The sequence below is a fragment of the [Limnothrix rosea] IAM M-220 genome (genome assembly GCF_001904615.1).
Taxonomy (GTDB): domain Bacteria; phylum Cyanobacteriota; class Cyanobacteriia; order Cyanobacteriales; family MRBY01; genus MRBY01.
Genome location: NZ_MRBY01000004.1, coordinates 13,380 through 37,768 on the forward strand (window position 1 = coordinate 13,380; position 24,389 = coordinate 37,768).

Annotated in this window: 20 protein-coding genes; 16 read left to right on the forward strand and 4 right to left on the reverse strand. The window is 45.5% G+C overall.

The window, feature by feature from the left end; all coding sequences use genetic code 11:
- Positions 1-92: 92 nt before the first annotated feature.
- The 3 genes from NIES208_RS02645 (at position 93) to NIES208_RS02655 (ending at position 2,414) form a co-directional block, all read left to right on the forward strand.
- Positions 93-1,220: a glycosyltransferase gene (locus tag NIES208_RS02645; RefSeq protein WP_075889444.1), complete on the forward strand. Its 1,128-nt coding sequence runs from the start codon at positions 93-95 to the stop codon at positions 1,218-1,220.
- A gap of 95 nt (positions 1,221-1,315) precedes the next feature.
- Positions 1,316-2,050 carry an undecaprenyl-phosphate galactose phosphotransferase family protein gene (locus tag NIES208_RS02650; RefSeq protein WP_075889446.1) on the forward strand — a complete coding sequence of 245 codons (735 nt, stop codon included), beginning with the start codon at positions 1,316-1,318 and terminating at the stop codon, positions 2,048-2,050.
- 79 nt (positions 2,051-2,129) lie between these two features.
- Complete coding sequence (locus NIES208_RS02655) at positions 2,130-2,414, forward strand: TatA/E family twin arginine-targeting protein translocase (RefSeq protein ID WP_075889448.1); 285 nt, start codon at positions 2,130-2,132, stop codon at positions 2,412-2,414.
- Positions 2,415-2,632: 218 nt separating this feature from the next.
- Here the strand turns inward: NIES208_RS02655 and NIES208_RS02660 are convergent, their stop codons facing one another.
- Positions 2,633-3,349, reverse strand: coding sequence for an SIMPL domain-containing protein (locus tag NIES208_RS02660; protein ID WP_075889450.1), 717 nt, complete (start codon positions 3,347-3,349; stop codon positions 2,633-2,635).
- Positions 3,350-3,537: 188 nt separating this feature from the next.
- Between NIES208_RS02660 and NIES208_RS02665 the strand changes: the two genes are divergently transcribed.
- The 3 genes from NIES208_RS02665 to yidD all read left to right on the forward strand — a co-directional run bounded on the left by NIES208_RS02665 (position 3,538) and on the right by yidD (position 6,384).
- Positions 3,538-4,425, forward strand: a complete 888-nt coding sequence (locus tag NIES208_RS02665; RefSeq protein WP_075889452.1) for an RnfABCDGE type electron transport complex subunit D — start codon at positions 3,538-3,540, stop codon at positions 4,423-4,425.
- Positions 4,426-4,435: 10 nt separating this feature from the next.
- On the forward strand, positions 4,436-5,764 hold the full coding sequence (locus NIES208_RS02670; protein WP_075889454.1) for a DUF2330 domain-containing protein: 1,329 nt from the start codon (positions 4,436-4,438) through the stop codon (positions 5,762-5,764).
- Between the two features lie 149 nt (positions 5,765-5,913).
- Positions 5,914-6,384: a membrane protein insertion efficiency factor YidD gene (gene yidD / locus NIES208_RS02675; RefSeq protein WP_075889456.1), complete on the forward strand. Its 471-nt coding sequence runs from the start codon at positions 5,914-5,916 to the stop codon at positions 6,382-6,384.
- A gap of 115 nt (positions 6,385-6,499) precedes the next feature.
- On the opposite strand, the gene NIES208_RS02680 is transcribed toward yidD, so the two are convergent.
- On the reverse strand, positions 6,500-8,539 hold the full coding sequence (locus tag NIES208_RS02680) for a cation:proton antiporter (RefSeq protein WP_075889458.1): 2,040 nt from the start codon (positions 8,537-8,539) through the stop codon (positions 6,500-6,502).
- Positions 8,540-8,741: 202 nt separating this feature from the next.
- Here NIES208_RS02680 and grxC point away from each other — a divergent pair, with 202 nt between their 5' ends.
- The 3 genes from grxC to NIES208_RS02695 all read left to right on the forward strand — a co-directional run bounded on the left by grxC (position 8,742) and on the right by NIES208_RS02695 (position 10,826).
- Positions 8,742-9,008 (forward strand): glutaredoxin 3, encoded by a 267-nt coding sequence (grxC, locus tag NIES208_RS02685; RefSeq protein WP_075889460.1) that lies wholly within the window; start codon positions 8,742-8,744, stop codon positions 9,006-9,008.
- 209 nt (positions 9,009-9,217) lie between these two features.
- Positions 9,218-10,210 (forward strand): phosphotransferase enzyme family protein, encoded by a 993-nt coding sequence (locus NIES208_RS02690; RefSeq protein ID WP_235641328.1) that lies wholly within the window; start codon positions 9,218-9,220, stop codon positions 10,208-10,210.
- 67 nt (positions 10,211-10,277) lie between these two features.
- Positions 10,278-10,826 (forward strand): DUF1622 domain-containing protein, encoded by a 549-nt coding sequence (locus NIES208_RS02695; RefSeq protein WP_075889462.1) that lies wholly within the window; start codon positions 10,278-10,280, stop codon positions 10,824-10,826.
- A 209-nt stretch (positions 10,827-11,035) separates the two neighbouring features.
- Here the strand turns inward: NIES208_RS02695 and cysE are convergent, their stop codons facing one another.
- Both cysE and NIES208_RS02705 read right to left on the reverse strand, forming a co-directional pair.
- Positions 11,036-11,785, reverse strand: a complete 750-nt coding sequence (gene cysE, locus NIES208_RS02700) for a serine O-acetyltransferase (protein ID WP_075889464.1) — start codon at positions 11,783-11,785, stop codon at positions 11,036-11,038.
- A gap of 166 nt (positions 11,786-11,951) precedes the next feature.
- Positions 11,952-13,580, reverse strand: a complete 1,629-nt coding sequence (locus NIES208_RS02705) for an ABC1 kinase family protein (protein ID WP_075889466.1) — start codon at positions 13,578-13,580, stop codon at positions 11,952-11,954.
- A gap of 56 nt (positions 13,581-13,636) precedes the next feature.
- On the opposite strand from NIES208_RS02705, the gene NIES208_RS02710 reads away from it, so the two are divergent.
- From NIES208_RS02710 to fbp, 7 genes are all read left to right on the forward strand, one after another.
- The gene (locus NIES208_RS02710) at positions 13,637-15,559 is read left to right on the forward strand and encodes a glycoside hydrolase family 10-like protein (protein ID WP_139324967.1); all 1,923 of its coding nucleotides are present in this window, start codon (positions 13,637-13,639) and stop codon (positions 15,557-15,559) included.
- A gap of 11 nt (positions 15,560-15,570) precedes the next feature.
- Positions 15,571-17,475 carry a sensor histidine kinase gene (locus NIES208_RS02715; protein WP_084176511.1) on the forward strand — a complete coding sequence of 635 codons (1,905 nt, stop codon included), beginning with the start codon at positions 15,571-15,573 and terminating at the stop codon, positions 17,473-17,475.
- Between the two features lie 99 nt (positions 17,476-17,574).
- A complete protein-coding gene (locus NIES208_RS02720) occupies positions 17,575-19,776 on the forward strand; it encodes an APC family permease (protein ID WP_075889470.1) in 2,202 nt (733 codons plus the stop codon).
- Between the two features lie 218 nt (positions 19,777-19,994).
- Positions 19,995-21,098, forward strand: coding sequence for an AI-2E family transporter (locus tag NIES208_RS02725; RefSeq protein ID WP_075889472.1), 1,104 nt, complete (start codon positions 19,995-19,997; stop codon positions 21,096-21,098).
- A gap of 283 nt (positions 21,099-21,381) precedes the next feature.
- Entirely contained in the window at positions 21,382-21,663 is a 282-nt protein-coding gene (locus NIES208_RS02730; RefSeq protein WP_075889474.1) for an HU family DNA-binding protein, read from the forward strand.
- Between the two features lie 430 nt (positions 21,664-22,093).
- Positions 22,094-23,074, forward strand: coding sequence for an NAD(P)/FAD-dependent oxidoreductase (locus tag NIES208_RS02735; protein ID WP_171971699.1), 981 nt, complete (start codon positions 22,094-22,096; stop codon positions 23,072-23,074).
- Positions 23,075-23,334: 260 nt separating this feature from the next.
- Complete coding sequence (gene fbp, locus NIES208_RS02740; protein WP_075889478.1) at positions 23,335-24,387, forward strand: class 1 fructose-bisphosphatase; 1,053 nt, start codon at positions 23,335-23,337, stop codon at positions 24,385-24,387.
- Positions 24,388-24,389: the final 2 nt, after the last annotated feature.

Sequence of the window (24,389 nt, forward strand, 5' to 3'; positions counted from 1 at the left end):
AATGAAATGCAATGCACTTTTTCGCGAATCTTTTCTGTTGAACGTGCGTTACGCTTCGCTAACTCACGCTACGCATTATCTAATCGGTTTCTATGACCCGTTATGCATTTGTTCATGAATGGCTGACTCCCTATGCCACTGGCGGTTCTGAATTGGTCGTAAAGGAAATTCTTCAAGATATCGATGCGGATCTGTACGCACTAATTGATTTTGAATCGACCAATCCCGATAGTTATCTTTTCGGCCGAGAAATCGGGACGAGCTTTCTCCAAAACTTTCCCCGCGCGAAATACGGCTTGCAAAATTATTTGCCCCTAATGCCGATCGCCGTTGAACAGCTCAATCTCGAAAACTATGATGTGATTCTCTCGTCATCCCATGCCGTCGCCAAGGGCGTGATCACTCGTCCCCAGCAGCTCCATATCTGCTATTGCCATACGCCGATGCGGTATGCGTGGGATCTCACCTTTGACTATTTAAATAATTCTGGCTTGGGTAAAGGCATTAAGGGCATTGTCGCGCGCTACCTTTTGCACCGATTGCGGCAATGGGATGTGATCTCCGCGAATCAAGTCGATTATTTTATTGCCAACTCTCGATGGACAGCCCAACGAATTTGGCGCTGCTATCGTCGTAAGGCTGAGGTGATTTATCCGCCCGTTAACATTGAACGCTTTCCTTTTGTTGAAAAAAAAGAAGATTTTTACGTCACGGTTTCTCGTTTAGTGCCCTATAAAAAAGTCTCATTAATCGTTCAGGCTTTTAACGAATTGGGCAAAAACTTAGTGGTCATCGGCGGGGGAACAGAGCTAGAAGAATTACGGGCGATCGCCCAGCCAAATGTCCAGATCCTTGGCCGACAACCCGATAATGTTGTGGAAAAATACCTATCCCAAGCGAAAGCTTACGTTTATGCGGGCTGCGAAGACTTCGGGATCGTCCTCGTCGAAGCCCAAGCCTGTGGCACACCTGTGATTGCCTTTGGACAAGGTGGCGCTCGTGAAACTGTCCGTGATATACGTTCTGACCCATCCGGAACGGGTATTCTATTTCTAGAACAGTCTACAAAATCATTAGTCGAAGCTGTAAAGCAGTTTGAACAGGCTCAGGAAAAGATTTCTGCGGCAGCCTGCCGAACCCAAGCCCAACGGTTTGCCGCTAACACTTTTCGACAAAGCTATGTAGAATTTGTAAACAACTGTCAAGCAAAGGCTGGGTAGTCAATTTATTTCTCTTGCTTTCTGAGTTTGCAGAAATTCCGACGGTCTCGCTAATGTAAATTCGGCAGTTCCGGTGTGTGGAGATTTAGACGAATATGACAGTTTATCGGCAATTTGACGCGCTCAAGCTGCTCACTGCGATCGCAAGGCAGGGATCGGTTGTGACCTTTCCTGTGGCTCGGGATTACCCTTCCGCGCTCCAAAAGGTGCTCAATGGTGCTTTTGCGAAACGTACTTTCGATATTTGTTTTTCCCTTGGTGTACTGATTTTTTTGTCGCCACTCTATCTCACGATCGCCCTCATTATTAAGCTTTCTTCGCCGGGGCCTGTGTTTTATGTCCAGCGGCGCGTTGGCAAAAACTACAAAGCTTTTGGTTGTATTAAATTCCGCACTATGGTGCTTGATGCGGATCAAGTACTTGAGGAGATGTTGCGGCGATCGCCCGCACTACGTGCCGAATTTGAGCAGGATTTTAAACTAAAAAAAGATCCCCGCATTACGGCGATCGGTCGCTTCTTGCGCTTAACGAGTCTCGATGAATTTCCGCAGTTTTGGAATGTGCTCATGGGTGATATGAGTATTGTTGGCCCGCGCCCCCTTGTGCCCCGCGAGATTTATAAATATGGTCGTCACATGGATAAAGTATTGACCATTCGTCCGGGTCTAACGGGTCTTTGGCAAGTGTCTGGCCGTAATGATCTTCCCTACGCGACAAGGGTCAGAATGGATTCTTATTATGTCCATCACCGCCATTGGTTTATGGATTTCTGGATTGTCTGTAAAACCATTTTTGTGATGCTTGTCCCCAAAAATAATGGTGCTTATTAAATAAAGCCGAAGTAAGTCGAAGGGGCAAGGTAAAATATAACGAACAAAAATTCGAAGCAAACTTTTACCCAAGAGATATATGAACGTTTTCGGCATCGGCCTTCCAGAAATGGCGCTTATTTTTGTCATTGCCCTACTGGTATTTGGCCCCAAAAAGCTACCGGAGATTGGTCGTACCCTCGGTAAAACCCTTAAAAGTTTTCAGGATGCCTCCAATGAGTTTCAGGAAGAGTTTAAAAAAGAAGCTGACAAAATGGAAAAGACTGTTTCTATGCAGGCTCGCCTAGAGGAAAGCGAAACGGAAAAGGCGGAGAAAGTTGAGGTGGAGGAGGTTAAGACTGAAACTTCTTCTACGGAAGCTTAGATTTGTACTGTAGCTGGGGGCGATCGCCTTTTTTTTCGTTATTTTTAGTCCGATACGCTGAAGGCAGAGATCTATAGCCAAGGCTAGCAAGATTAGTACAAAAACCTTGGGGCTCAAAAATCGGGGATTTGTGAAATTCTAGCGAAGTAAACGAAACCTTCTGAAAAATCCCCGACCGTATCGTTCTAAACGTATTGACCGTGACTATATTCGTGACTTTAATAGCGAATGGTCAAAGTCACCGAAGCATTTACGTTTTGCTCACCGCCTTCTACTGGTGTCACGGCTGTATCACTGGCCGTCATCGCAAAGCTTTCAGCACGAACTAAAGGCATTGGTGTTGCAGGCTGGCTACCATTGACCTGAATTTGAATGATCTCCTGGGAATTTAAGCCAAGGGATTCGAGGACAACTTCGGCTTGGGTTTTGGCATCTTGGGAGGCTTCTCCGAGGGCAATTTTCTCAGCGGCGGCGATCGCCTCATCAGTTGCCCGAAAGGAAATACCATCAATGCGCGTTGCCCCCGCCTGAACCGCTTCATCCATGATGCTGCCTGCAGATTCTGTCGGCACTTCAAAACTGACGGTGTTGGTCGCGATATAGCCAATTAAACGACGCTCATCACCACTCCAATCATATTGGGGCTGCAGATTAATGCCTGTGGTGGTCAATTTTTCGACATTTTTCCCCTTAAGAAATTCCACCACCTGCTGGCTCCGGTTCGCCATCTCTGCCTGAACCTGTTCGGCGGTTTTGCCTTTGACTTCCACGCCTAAACGCACCTTGGATAAACTGGTGGCGATCGCCTCTTGTCCTTGCCCAGTGACGGTAATGGTTCGGAGTAATGTGGCCTGGTCGTCAGCAATTACACTAGTCGTACATCCCAAACAAATCAATCCTGTAAAGATAGGCAACCAAAATTTTTTGCGGATCATATTTTTAGTCCATATTTATAGAAATCAACTTAATTTCAGTCTAGAACCTCGAAAAAGATAGTTGGGATTCGTTTACAAAACTGCAACTACATTACCAAAATTTAAGCTGTTACAAAAAGCGAAACCTTTGTCGCTGCGGGAAAGTCACCAAGCATACTGGTAAACAAATATAGGAAGGGAGTAAACGAATGCCCTTTAGTGATGTTCGTGATTTTCAGATCGCGGTTTTATCTGGCTTTTTATTATTAGGTGTCTATACAAGAGATTGGACATTACATTTAGATTGGGTCGCTTTTACAATGGCTGCCTGTGTGCTGACTCAATGGCTATTTAGTCTTTATTTTGCAACGCGAAATTCTCCTGAGGAGAAAAAACTAAAAATTAAACCTATTTTGATTTCTGGGTTACGCAGTTCTTTGATTACAGCTTTAGGTTTGTCGCTATTGCTCAGGACAAATCATATGGGTGTTTTGATACTGGCGGGTTGTTTGGCGATCGCCAGTAAATTTTTGCTCAAATACGAAAAAAAGCATTTCTTTAACCCCGCCAATTTTGGCATTATCAGCGTATTGCTCCTAACCAATGACGCATGGGTTTCACCGGGACAATGGGGCACTGATTGGTGGTATCTCATTTTATTCTTCTCTGCCGCTGGTCTAGTGCTAAACAAAGTCGGGCGTTGGGATACATCCATTGCCTTTCTTGCGAGTTATGGTGGCTTAGAAATTCTGCGAAACTTCTGGCTCGGCTGGACTTGGGATGTGGTGCTGTTGCAACTATCTAGTGGTTCTTTGTTACTTTTTGCCTTTTTTATGTTGACCGATCCGCGCTCGATTCCCAATGCGAAAAAAGGACGAATTTTCTGGGCAATTAGTATTGCTTTGCTCACCTTTATTTTACAAAATGGCGTTTATTCTTCTAGTGCAATTTTCTGGGCTTTATTTGCTTTAGCACCAAGCACAATTGTCATAGACAAAATTTGGAAAGGGAAACGTTTCAACTGGCAAAAACCAGAGCCGAGTAATATCCAAACTGAGAATAATGATTTGTTTGTTCCAGCGATTAATTTAGCGTGAGGAAAAGGTGATGTTGTTGCGATATTTAAAGGGACTATTGATTAGTTTTATTGGTCTTTTATTACTCACTCAGCCAGCTTGGGCATTCTGCGGCTTTTATGTCGCGAAAGCGGATACCGAACTCTACAATCAAGCTTCCCAAGTCATTATTGCTCGGGACGGCGATCGCACCGTTGTAACCATGGCCAATGACTATCAAGGTGATGTGGATGATTTTGCGATGGTTGTACCAGTGCCAGTGGTGCTAAAAGAAGACCAAGTCCATGTGGGTGAATCAAAAATTATCAAACGTCTCGATGACTTTAGTGCGCCGCGTTTAGTGGAATATTTCGATAGTAATCCCTGCCAAGTGAATGCTTTTGATGATTTTGGCGGCGGCTGGCTCAGAAGAGAATCGATGAATGCACCGGTACCTGCCATGGCTTTAGAAAGTGCGGCAGATCTTGGGGTGACCATTGAGGAAGAATTTAGCGTTGGGGAATATGACATTCTCATTCTCAGTGCCAAAGAATCTGATGGTTTAGAGACTTGGCTTCGACAAAATGAGTACCAACTTCCCGATGGGGCGAGTGATCTTCTTAAGCCTTACATCCGCACACAAATGAAATTTTTTGTGGCAAAGATGAATCTCGAAGAGTTTGATCGCACTGGCGTTAATGAGCTGCGTCCGCTCATGATGGCTTATGAGTCGCCGAAATATATGCTGCCCATCCGATTGGGGATGATGAATGCAAATCAGGCGCAGGATCTACTGGTTTATATTTTGTCTCCGAAGGGTCAAGCGGAAATCACAAATTACCGCACTGTTAAAATCCCGTCCAATGTGGAGGTGCCTGAGTTTGTGGAAGATGAGTTTGGTGATTTTTATACCACGATGTTCGAGAACGATTATCAACGGCAGGGGCGTGATGATGTTTTTCTTGAATATGCATGGGATATGAGCACCTGTGATCCTTGTTCTGCACCGAATTTAACGAAGGAAGAATTGCAGTCGGCGGGGGTCTTTTGGGATAAGGATGCCTTTGTTCCTCAGGTTTTTATTACGCGGCTCCATGTGCGCTATACCCGCGATAAATTTCCGCAGGATTTGAAATTCCATGAAACGTCGAATCGTCAATCGTTCCAGGGTCGTTACGTGATTCGTCATCCTTTTCGCGATAAAGATGGGCTTACCTGTGATGCGGCAACGGAGTATTTAAGTCGTACTCGTCGTCGTCAGGAGGAGGAGGTGCATACTCTCGCGAAATTAACGGGTTGGGATAAGTCGGAAATTCGTCGTAAGGTTGATTTTGTTGATGCGCCTCAAGCAACGGGTGATTGGTGGGATTCTATCTGGTAATTTTCGCTAACCAATGGGTGATGCTACATCCTTGATTTCTGAATGAAGTTGAGGATTTTTTCTTGGAAAAATAATCGGCGATCGCCTCTATTTTGTCTAGAGATAAATAGGGTTAAAGTTGGAACAGATTGAGAAACAGAGATTTTGCGATGAGAGTTCTGAAAAGACGCGGCTTAGTTTATCGAGCGACTGAAATCTTACTGCCAATTACGATAATTGCCAAGGCTCTCCATCTAAATTATTTGATGGGACAAGTTTTGAATTTTGCCATTTGGCTTTATCAAAAATTTCTTTCTCCCCATAAAGGTTTTGTTTGTGCCTACCGGAAACTTTATGGTGACGCGAGCTGTTCTGAATATTTTCGGCGGGCGATCGCCCATGGGGGTTTAGCTGATGCGATTCCATTGTTTCAACGACGATTATTTGACTGTAAGCAGGCGAAACAGCAGTTACTTTATAGCTCTCTTTCCTATCAGATGATGGCTAATAACAAACGCCGCCGAAAACAACGAGGTCTGGATTTTTGTGATTGTGGTGATCTCGATTTTGATGGTACGCCTGATTGTTTGGAAGGTTGTGATTGTGATTTTTGCGATTGTGATTTTTGTGACTGTGGTTAGGCGATCGCCTGCCTATCTACACAACTTCTGGGGAAGGTTTACCAAAGAGTTGATAAGTGATTTCAGTGATTTAAGGGATTTATTTCGTTTTATCCTGCGTGTTTTAACCGCTTCATTACTCATTAAAGATCAATATAGATGTCGTTAGCTGACTCGAAATAGTGCTCGTGAGATCGCCGACGGCTAAGCCCCCAGCTGTGCGATAGCGGGTCGAGTGCAACACAACGAGGTCGGCTTGCTTCGCACAATGTTGAATCACTTTAGCAATGTTATGGTGGCGAATGACTTTGATTTTTACGGGGAGGGTCACCTCTGCTTCGGCTAAACAATATTGCAATTCTGTTTTAAAGGTTTGGTGCTGCGCCTTTGTCATCCAAGGATCACTCACATGGAGTAGGGTCATGTTGGCTTGGTTGGCGATCGCCAAAAGTTGCACAAACCGAATCATCTGCAGATCTTCGGAGGTGAAACCCTTTATGGGCACAAGAATACGTCGCCAATTGTTTGGGTGATCAAATAATCGCAAGGCCGCCACCGGACAATGGGCAGACCAACAAACACTGTTGATAACGCTACCTAGTAACCTCGCTTTCAGGCTTTCAGTGCTACTCCAGCCCATAATAATTAACTGGGCATTTTCTTCCCGGGCAAGACAGGTAATCGCGGCGGCGACATCACGGTCAATGCGAATTTTCGGTTGTGCTGGGATACCAAGGGTTTCGCTCGTGGCGATCGCCTGATCTAAAAGCTCGTGACTATGACCCATGCTCACATCGATACTGGCATCATCCAGAGGGCTATGGGCCGTGACAATAGAAGTCGGCAGCAACATGCCTTGCTTAACGCGGGTAATTAGTGCAGCAGCAGCCATTAATGCATCGGTTCTTTTGGGGTTAGCTAGGGGAATCACAACTTTGTAAGGGGCATCGGACAAGGGGGCGATCGCCGGTTCAAGCTCTGCTAAAACTGCCGTCGGAACCGCAATAAACCGGGCAAACTTTGTTGTTAGGATCGGCCCTAAAATCGAAGTCACCAGCATCAGCACAATGACCGCATTAAAAACGGATTCACTAATCAGACCCACCCGAAATCCCACCAACGCCGCCGCAAGGGTGGCCGCCACCTGCGGTATGGACAATGACCACATCGTCAAAGCTTCTGACCAACTGTACCGATAAAGCAGTTTGGCGATCGCCGCCGCCGCAAATTTTGACCCCACCAAACCAAAAACAATACAAAGAGTCAGGGGAAATTCGTACAGTAAATTATTAACAAATGCCGGAATATCTAACAACAATCCCATACCAACAAAGAAGAAGGGAATAAATAATGTACTACCGACAAATTCAATTTTTTCCTTTACCGGACTATGACCAACAACATCATTGACCGCCAAGCCTGCGAGAAAAGCCCCAACAATTTTATCAACATTAATTAACTGTGCACCAACAGAAGCCAAAAAGACAGCCAATAAAATAAATAAAAACTGATTGCTCTCCTCATCACCACTACGCCGAAAAAAGAGATGACCTAATTTTGATAAACCAAGTAAAACACAAACACCATATATCCCTAAAATGAGTAATTGGGTGGCAAGAAAAAGCCAAGAAAACTCCCCTTGGTGCACCGAGACACATACCGCTAAAACCACTAAAGCCGCAATATCAGTAAAGATTGTCGCGCCAATGGTCACCGTTATACTTTCGTTGGCCAATATACCAAAGCGATTAATAATTGGGTATCCCAGTAATGTGTGAGAAGCGAGGAGTGAGCCAATTAAAATAGCGGCATTCCAACTAAAGCCAAAGCTTAACCCTACAGTAATACCCGTGAGAAGTGGAATTAAAAAAGTAAGAAAACCAAAGGTCAATGAACGGTCTTGGGTTTTGCGAAACTCTGCAAGATTAATCTCCAATCCGGCAACAAACATTAAATAAACCTTGCCAATATCAGAAAATAAAATCATCGTTTCACTATCAGGATCGAGCAGCCCTAAAGCATCTTTTCCTAATAAAATTCCGGCACAGAGTAGACCGACTAATCCCGGCAGTTTAATCTTTTCAAAGATGGGAGGAACGGTTAGGGAAACGAAGAGTAATAAGGTAAAGCTAAAAAGCGGATTGCCGACTAAATATTCAACCGAGCTAGAAAACATAAAATTTGCTGCCCAACACCCATTGGAATAGCCTTTAAGTTTAACTGAATTGTTCTTCGTTTTAGCTTGGATGGGGGAGGAAAACCCCTCGGCGATCGCCGACTAGTGCAGCAGCAGCCAAAAAAAAGCCCAAGGGCGATCTTTTTTAGGGTTAAAAACGCTAGACTTGACATAATTCGTTACATTCATGGAGAGCCGCGACATGGCAGCAAAGATAGAGATCTATACTTGGAGTGCTTGTCCTTTTTGTATCCGCGCCAAACGCCTATTAGATAGCAAGGGAGTGGACTACACCGAATATTGCATCGACGGAGATCACGAGGCTCGCGAAGCAATGACGGATCGCGCGAATGGCAGCAGTAGTCTCCCGCAAATTTTTATTGATGACCAACATATTGGCGGCTGCGATGATATCCACGCTTTAGATCGCCAAGGTGAATTAGAGCCGATGCTAAGCCAAGCTGCTTGAGGATTACCGCATGTGCTGAAAAAAATTGATGATTTTGATCCCTTGTCGCCGAGGGATTTTTTTATGAGTAGAGTTCATCAAATCTGGTGAATTTGTGTTGGTATCGGCAAAATTAAAGTCAAAGAATATCCTAATCGTACTCTCTGTTACAGAACTTTAATGGGGTCTTTTTTAGGTTAAGGGGTGCTGTGATGATCTCTGGGAGTTAAGTGGTGATCTGCGCCGATTTTCCTGTTATTTATTCCACATTGTCGGCGATCGCCTTAGTTGAGAGAGTCCTGCCCCTGTACGGTTTAGTGGATATTGAAAGATGTGAGCTGTGGCATCGCGGCTTAAGCGATATTTATCTTGTCCAAAGCTCCGATGAACTTCGAGTTTTACGGGTTTCCCATCACCATTGGCGATCCCGCGTGGATATTGATTTTGAAATTGAGTTTTTAAATTTTTTAGCAGAGCATCAAATGCCGGTGGCTGCACCGATTGCCACAAGCCAAGGAGATTTTGTCGTGGAAGTGGGTGCACCGGAAGGGACCCGTTATGCAACGTTATTTCCCTTTGCCCCCGGCGAAATTGGTCTAGGGGGCTGGACTGTCGAGCAAAGTACAAAGCTGGGTCAGGTTGTCGCAAAAATCCACCAAATTAGTGCCGATTTTAGTTGTGAACATCCCCGTCAACCCCTCGATCTGACTTATCTGCTAGACGAATCTTTGTCTTACATTTTGCCTTTTTTAGGCGATCGCCCCAATGATGGGCAATTCCTCGAAACAACAGCCGAAAATATCCGTAAAAAATTAGCCAACTTTTCCACCGAAAAGCCCTTTTGGACAGTGTGTTGGGGCGATGCCCACAGCGGTAATGTGCACTTCACAAAAGATCAACAAATCACCATGTTCGATTTCGATCAATGTGGCTACGGTTGGCGTGCCTTTGAAATTGGGAAGTTTTTTCAGGCCGCCTTAACCACAGGCATGCGCCGCAATGTCCGTGAAGCCTTTGTCGCTGGCTATAAATCCTCTACACCCTTTACCGAAGCCGAAGAATACGCCCTACAAAGCTTGACACAACTGGCTTATATCTGGTCATGGCGCATCAGCTTGCAACATATTTTGCTCTTTAATAACAGCCAATTAGACCGCCACTATTTCCTGAAACGCATCGAACGGTTGAGGACACTATCTACCCGGGATTGGCAATTGTTTTAAAACATTCGAAGTGACTGATTGTCCCAGTCATACAATGTCAGAGTAATGCAGCGGACAGATTTTTTTAATGCAAGTATTGACCCTGCTAAATATCGATGAGCTAGACCTTAAGTTTCTGAGTGCAGCCAATGAGCGCCTTATCCACGGCATTGAACGTCTCGCGATCCTCGACCAAGTTGTTTTCGTCATTGAAACCTGTCTAGAAATTGCCGCCCTTAGCATCATTGTTTTAGCCTCCCTCAGAGCCTTAAAGCATATTGTGATTCGCTATGCAAAATCCCGGCAGCTCATTGATCACCATGAGGTTGTACGCCTCGAATTTGGTTTGTCTTTAGCCCTAGCTCTGGAATTTTTGTTGGCGGCAGATATTGCCGCTACCGCCGTCGCACCGTCATGGGAAGCCCTCGGAAAACTGGGTGTTGTTGCGGCTATTCGAACTTTTCTTAATGTTTTTCTTGAGCAAGAAGTGGAAAAACTTGAGGAAAAAAATAATCGCACTAAATGGCTCGTGCGCCAAATTCGCAATTTTGGGAACTCTGCTTCCCTGCCGCCGGAAAGACGGCGATCGCCGGAAAACTTGCGCCAAAATTTCAAAGACGATGACGACTATCGGTAATTCTAAGCAGATACCTAACATCAGCTTTAGTTCAAGATTCCATCAAAAATCCATAGAACAAAAAGACCGAAAAAGTCAGAAGACCCACCAATGTCGGACATTTTCCCACAAACATACGAGCTCAGGACATCTAACCCCCACCCTGTTTTCCCACTCTTCCCTTCACCCTGCCATCATGACAGGCTTAGCCGAACCCAAACCGAAGTAGCCTAGATCCCAGAACCATCTAAATACTGTTGAATTTCCTTATCACTAATACGACAGGCATTACTGCGACTTCCATCAGCCACTGGCGCAACAACCTTCACCGTAATCGCATCAGTAGACTGCTCTTGAATATTTTGTAGTTGTTCTTCAAGGGCCTCAATGCGGTCGACCAAAGCTCGAATAACAGTTGCTTCAGAGTCGGGTAAACTGCCATGTTCAAGGGGACTCACCTTCACGCCAGAACGATAGACGATGCGGCCGGGAATACCGACAACCGTGCAGTCGGACGGTACATTACGCAAGACGACCGAACCCGCGCCGATACGCACGTTATTGCCAATTTCTAGATTCCCTAAAACCTTTGCGCCACCACCGACAACAACATTTTCACCGAGGGTCGGGTGACGTTTGCCGCTTTCTTTACCTGTTCCCCCTAGGGTTACCCCTTGATAAATCAAGCAATAATCACCAACGATCGCCGTTTCACCAATGACAACCCCCATACCATGGTCAATAAAAACGCCATGACCGATTTGAGCACCGGGGTGAATTTCAATGCCCGTGAGGAATCGCGCAATGTGGGAAAGAAAGCGGGGGAAAAACGGGATACCTAATTTAAAGAGGGCATGGGAAATACGGTGGAATAATAATGCCTGTAATCCGGGATAGCAAAATAAGACCTCAAGCCAATTTCGGGCGGCGGGATCTCTCTCAAAAATAATGCGAAAATCGGCGAGGAGAGTAGAGAGCATAACGATTTCTGGGAGATGAATTCGGCAGACGGCTGAATAAAATCATGAGACCGTTTCTATAGTATCCGCTGAGCGGTAAGACTGGTAGCGCTTCGGTTTAGTAATTTCATCACTTTAATGGGCTTTTGCGATGGATTGCCCCCCTATGGAGATCATTTATTTCGGCCTATTTCAAACGTCCCGATCGCAAAATACTAATGATTAGCCACAGCCCTAATAATGTGGCAAAGGCAAATAAAATGTCGTTCAGAATTAAAACTTGGCGATTTGGTGAAGTGCTAACGATCGCCGCCCCCATGATCAGCGAACCGACCACAATACTAAAGGACAAACGATTTGCCGAATCGTCGATGCTACGGCGCAACCCGTCAAAATCTTTAATGCGCAGATTCCACTGCAAGGTTTCCGAACTGAGGCGATCTAAAATGACATCCACCTGACGCGGCGATCGCAGGGACATCGTTTTAAGATCTAAAACCGTGCGAAACATCGTCTGAAAAGGAGTATCCCCAATCAACTGTCGCCGGAAAATATCCGTAATGAGCGGCTTAATTTCATCGAGCAGATTCACCTCTGGGTTGAAATTGCGAGCTACCCCCTCAAGATTCGCTAAGCTCTTGGCATATAACCCTAAATTCCCCGGAAGTTTAACTTTATTCTTGCGCGCAACTTGCAGAATTTCATAGATTACCTCACTAAAATTGAGCTGCACTAAACTCTGGTCATAATATTTCCGCAAAAGTTTGTCATAGTTGGCTTCGAGCCGAGAAATATTAACATTCGGCGATTCTTCCGACAGCTCTAAAGTTAGCTGGGCACAGCTTTGGGCATCAATATCAACGATCGCCAATAACATTTCCGTCAGAAGCTTTTGGGTGCGAGGGTCTAAACGCCCCACCATGCCGCAATCAATCAGCGCCACACGACCGTTATCTAAATAAAAAATATTCCCCGGGTGAGGGTCTGCGTGGAAAAAACCATCAACAAAAATTTGTTGGAAAAAAGCGCGAAACAAAATGGTGCTGATCGCTTGCCGTTGTTTTTTTGAAGGAATATCTCCTTCTAATAAAGGTTTGCCGTCGAGCCATTCCATCACCAAAAGTTTGCGGGTCGTCAAATCCCAGTTAATTTCAGGGATCGTCAGCTTTTGTTGATCAAACCAGCGACTTTTTGCGAGGTTGCGTCGCAGTTGATCGGTATAGCCTGCCTCTGTCCGGAAGTCTAATTCGGCTTTAACAGCTTGGGTGAAATCCTTTGCTAGGGCCACCACATCGTAATCTTGACCAATTTCTGTGAGGGCAGCGAGTTCGGCGATTCCTTTGATCAGTACAATATCCTGAGCCACAATCTGATCAATACCGGGACGTTGAACCTTGAGGGCAACGGCTCTACCATCTTTGAGGACAGCGCGATGAATTTGGGCAATGGATCCTGCGGCGACGGGATTGGGATTAATTTCTTGGAAAATTTCGCTGAGGGGTCTACTGAGCTCTTGGCTCAGGGTTTGTTCGATCTCAAACCAAGGTACTGTGGGCACGTTGGCCTGGAGGTCGGTGAGGGTTTCGATGTACTTGGGCGGTAGCAAATCCGGTCGGGTACTCAGTAGTTGGCCGAGCTTGACGTAAAAGGGGCCTAATTCGACGAGAATATTGCGAAAAACTTCTGGGGGGGGGATTTGTGGTTTATCGGCTTTGCCACCGGTCAGTAAGCTTTTCATGAAATCCCAGCCATTGCCGAGGACAACTTCAATAATTTCTCGTTGACGGGAGCTGCTTTTGGTAAGGGAGAAAACCATTGATAGCCTACTGTGCGGAATTGTGAGCGAATCGTTTTTACTATACGTCAGTTTTCTTGGCGATCGCCGTAACCTTAGGAAGGATTTTGCGAACGATTGTCGATTATGATGGGAAAAATTCACGTCACAATCTCAACTGTATGGGCTGGCAATGGTGGTTAGGAAGATTTGGGGTGTTGGGTTTGGTGTCGATAGTTTGCCTCGGTGATACCTCTGAAAGGGCGATCGCCCAGCCCCAGTGGTCAGAGCAGGATATTTTACCGAATAGCGTCTACAGCGCAGACATACAGCTACCGCTACGTTACGAGCCGATTCCCCAAGAGTTTATGCGCCTCGGCCAAGGGCTGGAAACCATGAAATACCGTTGGCAGAGCAGTCAACTCACCTACCAAGCCCAACAGACTTTAGGACACAACAGCGCCGATGCCCACAAAATGAATGAGGCGGCCCATCAAGATTTTCTCGACAAAATCCAGCGCAAAATTGATACCTATTACTATTTTGTGGAAGCAAGGGAATTTGCCTTAGCGACGGCTGAGGCGCGGGACATCGGTCAATTAGTCGGTACGGCTCACCAACAGCAAACACCGACGGAAACATCGGAAATTCGCGCCATTTGGTTAGATCGTGGCGCAATTGTAGCGGCAAAAAATGAAGTTGGTTTAGCAAAGGTGTTTGATCGTTTTGCCCAGGCCGGCATGAATGTCGTATTTATGGAAACGGTAAATGCTAGCTACCCGATTTTTCCGAGTACTGTTGCGCCAGAACAAAATCCGGCTTTAAAGGGTTGGGATGCCCTCGCCAGCGGCGTTAAACTTGCCCATGCTCGTGGGATGGAATTGCATGCTTGGAGTTGGATTTTTGCCGCAGCGAACCAACGCCATAACGAAATTATGGGTCAGCCTCGGTATTATTTGGGGCCTGTGTTGAGTAAAAATCCAGACTGGGTAGCGGGCGATCGCCGGGGTGAGCCGTTCCATTACCGTAGTCGTAAGGCGTTTTTTGATCCCGCTCATCCTGAAGTGCAGGCCTATCTCATCGATTTACTGACGGAAATTGCGACAAAGTATGACGTTGACGGTATCCAGTTTGATTATATTCGCTACCCTTTCCATGAGGTCACTCGCAATGAAGTGTATGGGTTTGGGGATGCTGGACGGGAAAAGTTTCGGCGCAATGGTTATCGTGATCCGACCCTATTACAAGTTGGCGATCGCCACTGGCAAGCATGGCAAGATTTTCGAGTGGAACAAGTAGACCAGTTTGTCGAGAAAGCCAGTCGCACCCTAAAGCAACAGCGACCAGACTTAACCCTATCCGCTGCCGTTTTTGCCCTACCCCGCACCCAACGCCTCGAACAAATCCAACAAAACTGGGAGGCTTGGATCGAAAACGGTGACCTCGATCTCCTCGTACCCATGACCTATGCCAACAATGCTCCAGCCTTAGCAGAACTAACCGAGAATTTACTCCGCTCATTTCCCCAACGCAGCACGTTGCTTGTGCCCAGTATTCGATTATTAGACTTAGAGTCCGGACTGGCTCTAGATCAGCGCGAATTATTACGACAGTTACCTACCGCTGGTAACGCTTTTTTTGCTGCCTCTAACCTCAATGCTGATGTTGTTGAGTCCCTCGGTACTAGGCCTGCTGTGTTGCCCCACCGTGAACCGTTACAGGCGATCGCCCAGCGTTTCCAAACCCTACAACAGGAATGGTCCCTCAGCTTTGTCGAGACCCCGTGGGAAGCAGCCGCCACAGTATTTATTCGTAATTTGCAGCAAAGCCAACAAAATTTTAATAAAAAAAACCTACTATTAACTCAGAGCTACTGGGTTGATTTTCGACAGGCCTTTCAACCTCACCTTGAAACCTACGCTAAGCAGAACCCTTATCAAGCCGAAGTTTGGCAGCATCGCCTTGATGGCATCGAACAACTCCTTCACTATGGCGATCGCCAGCTCTCTTTCATTCCCTAGAAACAGGCCCCATGCCGATAGAAGCGCCCCACCAGAATAAACATCAAAATATTCGTCCCTTCGGCCTAGGTGACTGGTTCGCCATACCTCCAGTTGATCCCAAAACACAACAGGTAAGACTGCCAAAATCCCTTGTTTGGGCGGTCTGGTTCATCTGTCTTTTGCCCCTGTGCCTCAATCTGATCGGCGCAGATTTTGCCTCCTACCAGCTCCCCTTTGCGCCAGAAACCTATACTGCTGCGACACCCATTGATGTTTTGTATGAAACCCTCAGTGGTAGCTTTACCCATACCATCCTTGAGTGGAGCGCCTTTTGTACCGCGATTTTCACTGTCGTACTCGCTTTTATTCATTTCCGCCTCCGACAGGATGTCACCACTCCAGTGATCGGTGTTGCCCTACTATGCGCCGGAGTAATGGATGCATTTCACACCCTTGCGGCGGATCGTCTCGTTGAAGCTGTCGCCGATAATCAAGATCTAATCCCCTTTACTTGGGCGATTTGTCGGATGGCAAATGTGCTTTTAACCCTAATGGGAGTAAGCATTTTCCTCCTTCTAAAACCCAAAAAATGGAAAAAGAGCATTTATCTTGTTTTAGGCATTAGTCTTGTCTTTGGCTTGTTATCCTATGGGGTGATTGATCTCGCTGCAACGAGCCAAAATTTGCCGAGAACGACCTATCCCGACGCATTATTTACAAGACCTTGGGACGTTACACCTCTCGTTTTATTTGTCTTTGCTGGGCTGTTTATTTATCCTCGCTTTAATAAGAGCTATCCGAGTATTTTTGCCCACTCTCTAATTATCAGCACCATTCCCAATGTCATGACGCAAATTCACATGTCGTTTGGGTCTACGGCGTTGTTTGACCATCATTTTAATGTGGCTCATTTTCTAAAAATTATTGCTTATCTTGTGCCTTTAGCGGGCTTAATTTGTGACTACTATTACACCTATAAAAAAGTTGATCTTGTGAATCGTAATCTAAATTTAAAAATCCAAGAGCAAGAAGAAACGGCCTATGCCCTTAGGGATTCAGAACATCTGCTACTCAAAAAAAATCAAGAATTACAAGAAGCATTTGTTTCCCTGAAGGAGACGCAAACGCAATTGATCCAAACGGAAAAAATGTCCTCGTTGGGGCAAATGGTGGCGGGTATTGCCCATGAGATTAATAATCCGGTGAATTTCATCCACGGTAATGTGATTCATCTGCAACAGCATTTTGAGGACTTAATGGAGTTGGTGGCGCTTTATGAGGCGCAGTATCCCCAAGATGATGGGGCGATCGCCGAACTGATGGAAGATATTGACTTAGAGTTTTTGAAAGGGGATATGCCCAAGATTTTAACCTCCATGAAAATGGGGTCTGATCGCATTCGGGAAATGGTGTTATCCCTACGGAATTTTTCACGATTAGACGAAGCTGATATTAAAGCAACGGACTTAACAGAAGGTATTGAAAGTACTTTAACGATTCTCAATAGTCGCCTTAAAAACCATGTCGAGGTGGTCAAAAATTATGGCGATTTGCCGCTCGTCAATTGTTATCCGGCACAGCTTAATCAGATTTGGATGAATTTGATGACGAATGCTATTGATGCTATGGAAGAACGCAAGCAGCAAGATAAGGACTTTAAACCAAAATTAACTTTGAGTACACAGGTTATGGATGAAAAATATGTTTGTGTGGCGATCGCCGACAATGGTTCAGGCTTTGATCTGTCAATACGCCACAAAATTTTTGACCCATTTTTCACCACAAAACCCATTGGCAAAGGCACAGGTTTAGGGTTATCGATTGTTTACCAAATTGTCGAAAAACACCAAGGCAGAATTGATATGGAGTCACAACCAAATCAGGGAACAGCCTTCCGTGTGGTTTTACCGATCAAGTTAATTGAAGTCACTTAAAGTGATCACAAAACTAGTCATAATATCATCCTTGATCCTGACGACATCGGCGTTCTATGGGAGTATTTTGGAAGAAAAGCAACAAAACTAGCTTATTTTATGACTAATGCCCAAGAAAAATCCGGTTTAGGGATGTTTGGGGGGGTTTATACTCCTTCTATTTTGACGATTTTGGGGGTCATTATGTACCTCCGTTTTGGCTGGGTAGTGGGGAATGCGGGTTTGCTGGGAACCCTTGCCATCGTTACCCTTGCTAATGTCATTACTTTTCTGACGGCGCTATCTATCTGTGCGATCGCCACGGATAAAGTCGTGCGGGTGGGAGGGGCTTACTATATGATTAGTCGCTCTCTGGGTCTGGAAACCGGTGGAGCTGTGGGCATTCCTCTATATTTTGCCCAGGCTTTTTCTGTGGCACTCTACACCATTGGTTTTGCGGAAAGTGTGGTGCAGGTTTTCCCGAATCTGAGCCAGCTTTATGTTGCTTTAATCGTGACTATTTTGGTGGGCGTTTTAGCTTTAACCTCTGCCAGTATTGCCATTAAAGCTCAGTATTTCATCATGGCGGCGATCGTTTTGTCTTTGCTGTCGTTCTTCTTGGGTAAACCGCTGGTAGAAGCTGGCGATGTTGCCATGTGGGGTTCTAGTGCGGCAACGCCGATTCCTTTTTGGACAGTATTTGCGGTCTTTTTTCCGGCGGTTACTGGTATTATGTCGGGCGTTAATATGTCGGGTGATCTAAAGGATCCGGTGAAGTCCATTCCGACGGGAACCCTTGCGGCGGTGGCGACGGGCTATGTGATCTATATGGTGATTCCGCTCTTTCTCTTTCAGCGGGGAGATACGGCCAGTTTAATTGATGATCCCCTCGTCATGCAGCGGTTGTCACTGTGGGCACCAGCTATTTTGCTGGGTGTTTGGGGTGCGACTCTGAGTAGTGCGATTGGTAGTATCCTTGGTGCGCCTAGGGTATTGCAGGCATTGGCAAGGGATGGTGTGTTGCCGCCTTGGCTTGGTTTTCTCGGTACTGGTAGTGGTCGTGATGATGAGCCGCGTATGGGCACTATTGCGACTCTTGGGGTGGCGATCGCCGCTGTTTGTATTGGGGATTTAAACCTAATTGCCCCAGTATTGACCATGTTCTTTTTGACGACCTACTTCGTTCTGAATGTGTCAGCGGGCATCGAAACTTTTTTGCAAAGCCCTTCGTTCCGGCCCACCTTTAGGGTGCATTGGGCGCTATCTCTACTGGGGGCGATCGGCTGTTTGGGCGTGATGTTTTTGATCAATGCGATCGCCACCGTGGTTGCAGCCCTGATCGTACTTTGTATTTACATTTGGCTACAGCGCCGCGAAATTGAAACCGCCTGGGGCGATGTCCGTCGGGGTCTATGGATGGCCCTTATTAGTAAGGCGATCTACCAAGTTTTAGGATCTGATGATAGTAAAAATTGGCGTCCTCACCTTTTAGTCTTGTCCGGTGCACCCCGAAAAAGGTGGTCACTCATTGAGCTTGCCGATGCCTTTAGTCACAACCGCGCCCTCATGACCGTTGCTAGTATTTTGCCCACAGGCTCCCGTGATGCGGGCCAACAGCTAAAGCTCGAAACAACAATTCGTGACTACATCAGTAAGCGCGGTATTCGAGCCTTAGTGCGGGTGAGTACTGCCGAGGATCCCTTTGATGGGGCGATGAATCTCATCGAAACCTACGGCCTTGGTGATTTGGTTCCCAATACAATTTTGCTTGGAGCCAGTGAATCGCCAGAACGCATTAAAACCTATTGTCAGCTCATCGAAGATATTCATATTGCTGAACGTAATGTCGTGATTTTCCGGGAAAATCCCCAGTTTATTTTCGGCCAACGCAGGCGTATTGATATTTGGTGGGGCGGTATCCAAACAAATGGAGGTTTGATGTTGATGTTGGCGTATTTATTGCGCACCGACATCGAATGGCGCAATGCTCAAATTTATCTCAAGCTGGTTGTCCAGGATGAAGCAGCCGCCCAGGCCGCCAGACAAAACCTTGAAGAATTGATTTCTGTTTCCCGGATTAAGGCAGAACCCATTGTCATTATTGCCGGCGATCGCCCGTTCGACCAGATTTTACACGAATCCTCAGCCCATGCAGACCTTGTCTTTTTAGGCATGGCTCGCCCAACCGAACATCCAGATTTTATGCAGTATTACATAACCCTCCAAGAACGGATACAGCCCTTGCCCAGCACCGTCTTTGTCCTTGCCGCACCAAACTATGCCTTTGCAGAAGTCATCGGCTCCAACCGTGCTGCCACCTAAACCATTTAGAAAATATCCTTAGAAAAGAATCCCTCCCTTAGCGGACGTAAAAGTGATTCATTTTCAAGACAATAAAACCTAATATTTCTAGCCCCTTGGCGTTAGATATCATCAGCTCCCATATACTGTTCGAAAACAATCACGGAAGTTACGGATGTCTTCGTTTAAAGGGGCTAAAATGACCCTCAAATCACCACTGTCCCTTCCCTAAAATCCCTATGTCTGAACGGAAAGTTACCGTTTCCCTTTCGACCTTACTGCTCATCGTCGGTTCAGTATTGTTGCTGTTTCTCCTGTGGCAATTACGCAGCCTCCTTGTGGTGCTCATGATTGCCGTCGTTATTGCCGCTACCCTTGCCCCAGTGATCCGCACAGCAGAATCCTTCCGAGTACCGCGCTGGCTCGCTGTGATAGGCGTATACCTCGGCTTAATCTCTGTTTTGACTGGCGCTGTCCTACTGGTGGGGCCAACGGTGGTTGACCAGATCCAGAAACTGGTGCGCAAATTACCGCTTTATCTAGAAATTCTTGGGGTTTTAGCCCAGTCCCTGCTTGTTCGTCTCGGTATGACTGAGCCAGATATGCTGAATCAGCTCAACCAACTCTTTGATCTCCAGTCCCTAACCTCTTGGGCCTTCAAATCGTCCCAGGAAGTGTTAATTCGTTCCTATGGCATTACCCGTGGTGTGATCGGTGGCTTACTAAGTTTGATCTTGGCCTTTTTCCTTTCCGGCTATATGTTGTCTGGCTCTGATAAATTACTGGCTGGATTTACAAGTCTATTTCCAGAACCCTGGGATAAGCTTTTACTCGCACAGGTTCCGCTGATGAGTGAACGTATGGGCGGTTATATTCAAGGCCGTATTTTAGTGTCTAGCATTTTGGGGGTTGTCATTACGATTGGACTACGGTTATTGGGTATTTCTGATTTAGCTTTAGGTTTAGGGGTGATTGCCGGTGGCACAAACTTGATTCCATTTTTTGGGCCAGTTTTAGGGGCTATTCCCGCGCTCATTGTGGCGATCGCCCAAGGTGGCTGGACATTTTTATGGGTATTCCTACTATTTTTGATGATTCAAAATCTCGAAACCTACGTTCTTGACCCATTACTCGTTGGCTCGTCCGTAAAAGTTAATCCCCTCTACCAGCTACTTGCCGTCCTCGGAGGCGCACAAGTACTCGGTATTTTAGGAGCTGTGATTGTTCCCCCTTGGGTTGCTGGCGCTGCAGTGCTACTGGACAATCTTTATCTCAAGCCCAAAATTGCCATCCCTTCAAAGGTGCTATCACCCTTCGACAACCTTACATCCCAGAAAAACTAAGCATTTCGTAGATTTTTTCCGCCTTTGTCCTCTATCTAAAGGAGAAATTTTCCCTAGAAAAGGTGAGATTTAAAGTTTTGAAACAAAAAAATTGTTGAAATCTATGTAAATTAATGCTTTCAGCGATCCTTTTTCCCTAAAGAGCGCTTAGAATGATGCAGGAAAACCTTAGAATCGCTGTCTTTGGGCCGATTGTCGTTCCGAATGCTCCAGCAGAGTTCTTGTTTTACCCGGGTTTTTTACATATACTGCTCACAATCACTGAATATTTAGGAGATTCTTAATGAATAAGGGCGAATTAGTTGATTTGGTCGCATCTAAAGCAAGTATCAGCAAAAAACAAGCAGATACTGTCGTTAGCGCTACCGTAGAAGCAATCATGGAAGCTGTCGCCAATGGCGAAAAAGTGACCCTTGTTGGTTTTGGTTCTTTCGAGCCTCGTCAGCGTAAAGCAAGAGAAGGACGTAACCCCAAGACAAATGAGAAAATGCAAATCCCTGCAACTGTTGTACCTGCCTTTTCTGCCGGGAAACAGTTTAAAGAAATGGTTGCTCCCAAAAAGTAAAATTAGCTGACGCAGAAAATTAGAATAGTTTTACGGAGGCTTAGAATGTCGAGAGATGACTTTCTGAGCTTTTTTATGTGGGATATTTTTTGTGGCATAGGGGAGGGTACAGTGTGGAAAAAATGAGCAGAACATCATAGTTTGTTGGTTAATTTTATTCCTAGTCTGGGAGCTTTAGGCTGTTTTCTTTGGGTTTGAAAAGTGTTTTTTTTGAAGTGTTTTACTGTAGTCATGGTCGATAAGAGGGGTGGGGATTTAACATGTTAAACCTCGATAGGATTAAGGTTTTAAAGTTTATCTGATGTCTAGACTTTGATGGCTTTGGTATATCTTTGGCTGAAGTATTTTGTTTGGGTGAAGGGTAATGTAAGGCGGTTTGTGTTGGGATATGGCAGGTTGCATATTTTTTTTACTTAAGTTTTTTGTAATTATGTTGAATGTTGCGGTTGTTGGCGTTGGTTTAGCTGGAATTTCAGCTGCTGTACAATGTCAAAAACAGGGCTTAAATGTGGCTCTTTTTGACAAATCCCGTGGGGTTGGCGGACGTTTAGCGACCCGTCGAGGCTTTGAAACTCGTTTTGATCACGGTTTACCCAGTTGGCAAATTCAAGGCGATCGCACCCAACAATTAACAGAAGAATTAATCGCAGAAAACCTTCTTAAACCTTGGCAGATTGCCCGTACAAATTTTAATAACATTAAGGATTTGCAGGCTTTAGAAACAAAAATTTCTTTGATGGCTCCTGATGGGATGACGGCGATCGCCAAATATTTAGCCCGTGACCTAACCCTTAATCGTTCCTATCACCTAGAAAAAATTAGTCAGAAATCTAACCATTGGGAACTTGCCTTTAAAAATGGTGAAGTTGTAATTACAGAAGCGTTGATTTTAGCGATTCCCTGTCCCCAAGCTTTACCATTAGTAAAAGATTTTATAACAACAGAAATTGGCGATCGCCTAAAAGCTATTTCCTACGAGGCTGCCCTATCGTTAATGCTTGGCTTTGAAGCATTAGAGCTAAATTTTCCATGGCAAGAACTACGCTTAGACAATCACCCTATCTTTAAAAAGATTATATTAGATGGACAAAAGCGATCGCCTCGAACACCAACCCTTGTGGTTCAAACAAACGCAACTTTTACAAAACAATATCTCGACACCAATGATCTCGAACCAGCAGCACAAATACTCATCACAAAACTGCAAGCTCTCTTCAATTTATCCCAGCCAAGTTGGCATCAAATTCACCGTTGGCGCTATGCCCTAACCAAAGCTACCTTAGGTGATAATCATCTTGCTCTGCCCACAACTTTACCGCTCATCCTCTGTGGGGACTGGTGTTTAGGGAATGGTATCGAAGGGGCGATCGCCTCAGGTACTACTGCAGCAAAACACTTTCTAGAAAATTAGCGCCGTTAAAGAAAATGCCTCTTTACTAACAGAATTAAAGATAGTTTTTATATTTTGGGATATCTACCATTAGAAATAGGTCTTTTGACCCTGAAAAAATCAACCAAAGAAAAATGAGTCTCACACTTCTGGTAGGTTTTGCTACTTTTTAAACATTCATTAATCCATCGCAACTGTTAATTAATACTGTTGGCAAAGTTGATCCCTAAAGAGCCTCGCTACCATAAGAAGTGCAGACATAGAAAGAGAAAAGAAAATATATGGTAGCGTCATCAGCTAGCTTCGTTGAAAGTCCAACTTTAGACCGCGATTGTACGACCCTCTCGCGCCACGTTCTACAGCAACTCCAAAGCTTTGAGGCGGAGGCACAGGATATCAGTGCCATTATGAATCGTATTGCCCTTGCGGGAAAACTCATTGCCCGCCGTCTGAGTCGTGCTGGTTTGATGGAAGGTGTCCTTGGCTTTACGGGAGAAGAAAATGTCCAAGGTGAATCGGTCAAAAAGATGGATGTCTACGCCAATGATGTCTTTATTTCCGTCTTTAAACAGAGTGGTTTAGTTTGTCGGCTTGCTTCTGAAGAGATGGAGAAGCCCTACTATATTCCTGAAAATTGTCCCGTTGGTCGTTATACGCTGCTTTATGATCCCATTGATGGTTCTTCTAATGTTGATATTAATCTCAATGTCGGCTCTATTTTTTCGATTCGGCAACAGGAGGGGGAAGACCTTAACGGCGAAGCAGAGGATTTATTGCAAGATGGCCATAAACAGTTGGCGGCGGGCTACATTCTCTATGGTCCCTCGACAATGTTGGTCTATTCCATTGGTAAAGGAGTACATTCTTTTATTCTTGACCCAAGTTTAGGGGAGTTTATCCTTGCTGAAGAGAATATTGTGATGCCGAGCCATGGCAAAATTTACAGCGTTAATGAGGGGAACTTCTGGCAGTGGGAGGATTCGATTCGCGAATATATCCGTTATATGCACCGCCATGATGGTTATACTGCCCGTTATAGTGGCGCTTTGGTGGGAGATTTACACCGAATTTTGACCCAAGGTGGTGTCTTTTTATATCCCGGTACGCAGAAAAAACCGGAAGGAAAATTACGGTTACTGTATGAAACAGCGCCGTTGGCTTGGCTAATTGAACAGGCTGGTGGTAAGGCGAGCACAGGTACGCAACCATTACTGGATTTTGTGCCAACAATGCTGCATCAAAGAACGCCTGCGATTCTCGGCAGTACGGAGGATGTGGAGTTGGTTGAATCGTTTATTCGCGAGGGTTTGCGTCAGGTTGTGCAGACTGTTTAATT

What these genes read in the sequence shown, in the direction of transcription:
- NIES208_RS02730 (WP_075889474.1), top strand. Translation starts at nt 21,382, where the DNA reads ATGAATAAGGGCGAATTAGTTGATTTGGTCGCATCTAAAGCAAGTATC.
- NIES208_RS02650 (WP_075889446.1), top strand. Translation starts at nt 1,316, where the DNA reads ATGACAGTTTATCGGCAATTTGACGCGCTCAAGCTGCTCACTGCGATC.
- NIES208_RS02660 (WP_075889450.1), bottom strand. Translation starts at nt 3,349, where the DNA reads ATGATCCGCAAAAAATTTTGGTTGCCTATCTTTACAGGATTGATTTGT.
- NIES208_RS02665 (WP_075889452.1), top strand. Translation starts at nt 3,538, where the DNA reads ATGCCCTTTAGTGATGTTCGTGATTTTCAGATCGCGGTTTTATCTGGC.
- NIES208_RS02735 (WP_171971699.1), top strand. Translation starts at nt 22,094, where the DNA reads ATGTTGAATGTTGCGGTTGTTGGCGTTGGTTTAGCTGGAATTTCAGCT.
- NIES208_RS02720 (WP_075889470.1), top strand. Translation starts at nt 17,575, where the DNA reads ATGACTAATGCCCAAGAAAAATCCGGTTTAGGGATGTTTGGGGGGGTT.
- NIES208_RS02655 (WP_075889448.1), top strand. Translation starts at nt 2,130, where the DNA reads ATGAACGTTTTCGGCATCGGCCTTCCAGAAATGGCGCTTATTTTTGTC.
- NIES208_RS02670 (WP_075889454.1), top strand. Translation starts at nt 4,436, where the DNA reads ATGTTGTTGCGATATTTAAAGGGACTATTGATTAGTTTTATTGGTCTT.
- NIES208_RS02680 (WP_075889458.1), bottom strand. Translation starts at nt 8,539, where the DNA reads ATGTTTTCTAGCTCGGTTGAATATTTAGTCGGCAATCCGCTTTTTAGC.
- NIES208_RS02715 (WP_084176511.1), top strand. Translation starts at nt 15,571, where the DNA reads ATGCCGATAGAAGCGCCCCACCAGAATAAACATCAAAATATTCGTCCC.
- NIES208_RS02645 (WP_075889444.1), top strand. Translation starts at nt 93, where the DNA reads ATGACCCGTTATGCATTTGTTCATGAATGGCTGACTCCCTATGCCACT.
- NIES208_RS02695 (WP_075889462.1), top strand. Translation starts at nt 10,278, where the DNA reads ATGCAAGTATTGACCCTGCTAAATATCGATGAGCTAGACCTTAAGTTT.
- grxC (WP_075889460.1), top strand. Translation starts at nt 8,742, where the DNA reads ATGGCAGCAAAGATAGAGATCTATACTTGGAGTGCTTGTCCTTTTTGT.
- yidD (WP_075889456.1), top strand. Translation starts at nt 5,914, where the DNA reads ATGAGAGTTCTGAAAAGACGCGGCTTAGTTTATCGAGCGACTGAAATC.
- NIES208_RS02705 (WP_075889466.1), bottom strand. Translation starts at nt 13,580, where the DNA reads ATGGTTTTCTCCCTTACCAAAAGCAGCTCCCGTCAACGAGAAATTATT.
- cysE (WP_075889464.1), bottom strand. Translation starts at nt 11,785, where the DNA reads ATGCTCTCTACTCTCCTCGCCGATTTTCGCATTATTTTTGAGAGAGAT.
- NIES208_RS02725 (WP_075889472.1), top strand. Translation starts at nt 19,995, where the DNA reads ATGTCTGAACGGAAAGTTACCGTTTCCCTTTCGACCTTACTGCTCATC.
- fbp (WP_075889478.1), top strand. Translation starts at nt 23,335, where the DNA reads ATGGTAGCGTCATCAGCTAGCTTCGTTGAAAGTCCAACTTTAGACCGC.